Annotated in this window: 4 protein-coding genes; 3 read left to right on the top strand and 1 reads right to left on the bottom strand. The window is 69.5% G+C overall.

Annotated features, from left to right (window positions below):
• Nucleotides 1-2,279 (top strand): leucine--tRNA ligase (gene leuS, locus VF092_11905; GenBank protein HEX6747987.1); only part of this gene is annotated, 2,279 nt, incomplete at its 5' end.
• Between the two features lie 276 nt (nucleotides 2,280-2,555).
• Here the strand turns inward: leuS and VF092_11900 are convergent.
• Nucleotides 2,556-3,197 (bottom strand): hypothetical protein, encoded by a 642-nt coding sequence (locus VF092_11900; protein ID HEX6747986.1) that lies wholly within the window; start codon nucleotides 3,195-3,197, stop codon nucleotides 2,556-2,558.
• Nucleotides 3,198-3,569: 372 nt separating this feature from the next.
• Here VF092_11900 and VF092_11895 point away from each other — a divergent pair, with 372 nt between their 5' ends.
• Together VF092_11895 and VF092_11890 are read left to right on the top strand one after the other, a co-directional pair.
• Nucleotides 3,570-4,550, top strand: coding sequence for a hypothetical protein (locus tag VF092_11895; protein ID HEX6747985.1), 981 nt, complete (start codon nucleotides 3,570-3,572; stop codon nucleotides 4,548-4,550).
• Nucleotides 4,547-5,425 carry a metallophosphoesterase gene (locus VF092_11890; GenBank protein ID HEX6747984.1) on the top strand — a complete coding sequence of 293 codons (879 nt, stop codon included), beginning with the start codon at nucleotides 4,547-4,549 and terminating at the stop codon, nucleotides 5,423-5,425. The genes VF092_11895 and VF092_11890 overlap by 4 nt, the downstream gene beginning before the upstream one ends.
• Nucleotides 5,426-5,724: the final 299 nt, after the last annotated feature.

Raw genomic sequence — 5,724 nt, 5'->3', positions numbered from 1 at the left:
TCTACGGCCGCTTCAAGCGCCTGCAGGGCTTCGACGTGTTCGAGCCCATCGGCTTCGACGCGTTCGGCATCCACTCCGAGAACTTCGCGCTCAAGCAGGGGGTGCACCCGTCGGAGCTGATCCCGCGCAACATCGAGCGGTTCACGAAGCAGCTGCGGCGCGTGGGGTTCATGTACGACTGGAACCACGCGGTCGATACGACGGATCCGAAGTACTACAAGTGGACGCAGTGGGTTTTCCTGCAGCTCTACAAGCACGGGCTGGCGGAGAAGAAGGAGGCGCCGGTCAACTGGTGCCCCAGCTGCAACACCGTGCTGGCCAACGAGCAGGTGATCGCCGGCGCGTGCGAGCGCTGCGGGACGCCGGTGGAGATGCGCTTCCTGTCGCAGTGGTTCTTCAAGATCACCGACTACGCGGCGCGGCTGCTCGACAACCTGGGGTGGATCGACTGGTCGGAGAGCACGCGCAAGGCGCAGGAGAACTGGATCGGGCGCAGCGAGGGCGCCGAGGTCGAGTTCCCCATCGCCCGCGCTCGCGTTGCCGAGGACCGGCACGCGCCCGCGGCCATCGAGGCGGAGAAGCCGGTGATCCGCGTCTTCACCACGCGGCCCGACACCATCTTCGGCGCCACGTACATGGTGCTGGCGCCCGAGCATCCCCTCGTCGAGCGCGTCACCACTGCGGAGAAGCGCGACGAGGTGGAGGCGTACCGCCGGCAGGCCGCGGCGCAGGACCTGGTCACGCGCAAGAAGACGGACAAGACCAAGACCGGCGTCTTCACCGGCGGCTTCGCGGTGAACCCCGCGACGAAGGAGGAGATCCCCGTCTGGATCGCCGACTACGTGCTGATGGAGTACGGCACGGGGGCCATCATGGCGGTGCCCGGCCACGACGAGCGCGACTTCGAGTTCGCCACGCAGTTCGGCCTCCCCATCGTCCGCGTGGTGGCCGCGCCGGGCGAGGACGCGGGGACGCCGCTGGCCGAGCCGTACGTGGGCCCGGGGACGCTGGTGAACAGCGGGGAGTTCGACGGGATGGACGTCGAGGAGTCGAAGCGCGCCGTCACCGCGTGGCTGGCGGAGATGGGGCTGGCCGAGGCGCGGGTGAACTATCGCCTGCACGACTGGACGATCAGCCGCCAGCGCTACTGGGGGCCGCCGATCCCCATCCTCTACTGCGACGCGTGCGGCACCGTCCCGGTCCCCGAGGACCAGCTCCCCGTGCTGCTCCCGGCGATCGACGACTTCAAGCCCGACGCCAGCGGCGTCAGCCCGCTCGCGCGCCACGAGGAGTGGTACATCACCACCTGCCCCGGATGCGGCGGGAAGGCGCGGCGCGAGACGGACGTGAGCGACACCTTCCTCGACAGCGCCTGGTATTTCCTGCGCTACCCGTCGGCGACGGACGACTCGCTCCCGTTCGACCCGGGGCTCACGCGCCACTGGCTGCCGGTGAACAGCTACATCGGCGGCAACGAGCACGCGGTGCTGCACCTGCTGTACGCGCGCTTCGTGACCATGGCGCTGAAGGACATGGGGCTGGTGGAGTTCGAGGAGCCCTTCACCCGCTTCCGCGCGCACGGGCTGATCGTGAAGGAAGGGGCGAAGATGTCGAAGTCGCGCGGGAACGTGGTGGTGCCCGACGACTACATCGCCCAGTGGGGCGCCGACACCTTCCGCACCTACCTGATGTTCCTGGGCCCGTACCAGGAGGGCGGCGACTTCCGCGACGCGGGGATCAGCGGGCCGTACAACTTCCTGAACCGCCTGTGGGACGCGGTGCTGACGTCCACGGACCGGCCGCTGGACGCCGAGGTGGAGCAGAAGCTGCACGCCACGATCCGCAAGGTGACGGAGGACATCGACGCGCTGTCGCACAACACCGCCATCGCGGCGATGATGGAGTACTTGAACACCGTGCGCGCGGGCGGGCGGACGCCGGAACGGGCGGCGGTGGAGCCGCTGGTGCGGCTGGTGGCGCCGTTCGCGCCGCACCTGGCCGAGGAGCTGTGGGCGCGGCTGGGGAACCCGGACTCGATCTTCCGCACGGGCCGCTGGCCGGAGTACGACCCGGCGAAGGCGGTGGCCGACACGGTGGAGTTCGTGGTGCAGGTGAACGGGAAGCTGCGCGCGCGCATGCCCATGCCGCGCGGCATCACCGAGGACGCCGCGCGCGACGCCGCCCTGGCCGACGAGAATGTGCGCAAGTTCCTCGACGGCAAGCAGGTGCGGAAGACGATCTTCGTCCCCGACCGCCTGCTGAACCTGGTGGTCGGCTGACCGGTTGCCGGCACACCGCGGAGCAGACGAGAAGCCCCGGCCCGAGGAATCGGGCCGGGGCTTTTTTCTGCGAGTCCCAGGTATCCCACGGGCGCCTGAAGGCGCGGCTGGAACATTGGAAAGCCCCGCAAACTGCGCGGGGCTTCAACCGCATGCGAACGCTATGGCGGTGCGAATTTCAGACGAACGGGCATTCGCGGCCCCGCAGCCTGCGAAGCAGGCTTCCCAAGGTTCGAGCCGCGGGTTTACCCGCCTGTCCCGATCCTGCCGGAGACGCTACATCCCCATCCGGCGCTTGAGCTCCTCGAGGCGCGCGTCGACGTCGTCGGCGGGGTTGGGGGGGCGGGGGATTTCTTCGCCGGAGAGGTCGTCGAGCGCGTCGGCGTAGGCGGCGTCATCCTCGATCTTTCCGGCCATACGGTCGAAGTCGTCGCCTTCGCGGGAGCCGCCCATCGCGGCGTTGATGGTGCCCTTCGCCTTCTGGCGGCGCAGCTCGCCGAGGAGGGCGAAGCGGTTGGCCTCGGCTTCCTTGTACTTGGCCATCATCTCCGTCGACTCGTGCTGGCGGAGCTCCCACTCGGCCTTGGTCGCGCGGACCTTCTCCTCCAGCACCGCGATGCGGCGGCGGTGCTTCTCCTCGAACTCCTTCGCCACCCGCACCGTCTCGGCGTCGCCGATGCGCTCGGCCATGCCGCCGCGGCGCACGACCTCGTCCAGCCGGCGGCGCTCGCGCTCCAGCTCGGCCCCGGCGGCGCGGTGCTGCTCTTCGAGCGCGGGGATCTCGGCGCGCACGGCCACCATCTCGCGGCGCATGGCGCCGAGCAGCCCGGCGATCTGGTCCTCCGGCTCGTGGATGCGGACCTCGGACATGAACGAGTCCCACGCCTGCGAGAACATCTTCTTCAGGTCGTCCAGCATGGTCGGGTAGCGGTCAGGGCGGCGAAATCAGCGGCTGCGCAGAAAGGTCGGCGTCGCGCACGCAGCGAGCAAGTGCGGAGATGGAAGTGCGAGAGTGCGAAAGTGCGAAGGGTGCGAAGGTGCGAAGGTGCGCGAAGGTGCGAAGGCGCGAAGGTGCGCACGGGGTAGCGCACTCTCGCACTCTCGCACTCTCGCACTCTCGCACTCTCGCACTCTCGCACTCTCGCACTCTCGCACTCTCGCACTCTCGCACTCTCGCACTCTCGCACTCTCGCATTCTCGCACTCTCGCACTCTCGCACTCTCGCACTCCCCTCCCATCCGGTCCAATCCTTGCTCCTGCGCCCCGCACAGACACTTACGGGGACGGTAAATGACCAGGACCGAGACCGAGCCGGCGGCCTTCCGGCTTCCCAGCATGCGGAACCTCTCCAGGGAAGAGAGGAAGTCCGTCACCCACGGCGAGTTCTGGATTCCCGAGGACGAGCGCGAGATCTACAAGCGCGCGCTCAACGCCCTCAACGAGGCCGGCGTGCCCTACGTGGTCGCCGGCGCGTACGCCATCTACGAGCACACGGGGATCTACCGGCAGACCAAGGACCTGGACCTGTTCTGCGAGCCGCGCGCGGTCATCCCCGCCATGGAGGCGCTGAAGGCGGGCGGGTTCCGCACGCGGCTGGAGCAGAGCCACTGGCTGGCCAAGGCGCTCGACGATCCGTACTTCGTTGACATCATCTACGGGATGGGGAACGGGCTGGCGCTGATCGACGAGGACTGGTACCGGCACAGCAAGCCCGCCATCCTCGCGGCCACGCAGGTGCGCGTGGCCCCGCCCGAGGAGCTGATCTGGCACCGGCTGTTCATCTCCGAGCGGCACCGGCACGACATGGCCGACATCGCCCACCTGATCCTGACCATGGGCCACGTGATGGACTGGAACCGGCTGCTGGCCAAGTCGGGCGAGCACTGGCCGCTGCTCCTGGCCCAGGTGCAGATGTTCCGCTACGTCTATCCCGGCTACCACGCGCAGGTGCCCAAGTGGGTGCTGCGCGAGCTGCTGGAGCGCGCCGACCGCGACGCGCTGGTGGACCCCGAGAGCGACCGCGAGCACGACACCACGCGGGGCACGCTGATCTCGCGTTTCTCGTTCGCCATCGACGTGAACGAGTGGGGGTTCCGCGACCTGCGGGCCGAGTACACGATGCGGATGAAGAACCATCCCGAGGTGCTGGCGCTGAAGCAGAGCGAGGTGTGGGACGAGATCGCCTCGCACGAGATGCAGGACCAGGGCGAGGCGGCGCCGGAGCCGGACACGCTGGGCGGCGAGGACCTGGACGAGGGCGAGGACGGATGACGGACGGTGCACGGCCGGGCGCGGCGCTCGACGGGCGCCCCGGCGGACGGCGGCGCGAGGACCGCGAGCGGGCGGGGATCGCGCGCATCGCCGCGGTGGGCGACTTCCACTGCGGCGAGGACGACGCGGGGAAGTTCCGCGACCTCTTCGCCCGCGCCAACGACGAGGCCGACGTGCTGCTGCTGGCGGGCGACCTGACCCGCCGCGGCACCCCGGCCGAGTTCCGCGTGGTGGCCGGCGAGCTGGCCGAGGTGCGCATCCCCATCCTGGCGGTGCTGGGCAACCACGACCACGAGAGCGGCCAGGCCGAGGCGGGGCTGGCCATCCTGCGCGAGCGCGGGGTGCACATCCTGGACGGCGAGCCGTTCGAGCTGGAGGGGCGGATCGGGTTCGCGGGGGTGAAGGGGTTCATCGGCGGGTTCGGGCGCTTCACGCTGACCGCGTTCGGCGAGGCGGAGACCAAGGCGATCGTCTCCACCGCGCTGGAGGAGGTGGCGCGGCTGGAGTTCGCGCTGCGGCGGCTGTCGACGCCGGCGCGCGTGGTGCTGCTGCACTACTCGCCCATCTGCGACACGGTGGTCGGCGAGCCGGAGCAGATCTACCCGTTCCTGGGCAACGACCGGCTGGTGGAGCCCATCGACCGCTTCCAGGCGGCGGCGGTGTTCCACGGCCACGCGCACCACGGCACCTTCCGCGGCCGCACGCCGGGCGGCGTCCCCGTCTTCAACGTCTCGCACGTGCTGCTCAAGCAGGAGGGCGTGGGCGAGATGTACTACCTGTTCGACGTGCCCCAGCAGAAGCCCGGCTCCACCCCCGCGGAGGCGCACCCCGCGGCGGAAACGCAGGCGACGGCGGCAGCGGCCGGGGGTGCGTGACGGAGATTTGCGAGGGGCCCCTACCCGGATGGCCCTCACCCGAAAATCGAAGGGAGGCGTGACGGAACTGCTGTCACGCCTCCCTTCGATTTTCGACCTCTCCCGACAGCAGGAGAGGTGAACTGCAACTCAGCGTGACACTTAGTTGCAGTTCTCCCCTCCCCTGCGCAGCGGGGGAGGGGCCGGGGGAGGGGGCCACTTGCGGGAGGCAGGATGCATCCCAATCCGCGCCGCCGCCTTTCCCCGCGCTGAGGACTCCCCCTTCTCCCGCAGTTTGGGAGAAGGGGGTCGGGGGGATG

Source organism: Longimicrobium sp., assembly GCA_036377595.1.
Lineage (GTDB): Bacteria > Gemmatimonadota > Gemmatimonadetes > Longimicrobiales > Longimicrobiaceae > Longimicrobium.
Note: the sequence above shows the minus strand (reverse complement) of the source record. Positions and strands in the feature narration are given on the sequence as shown.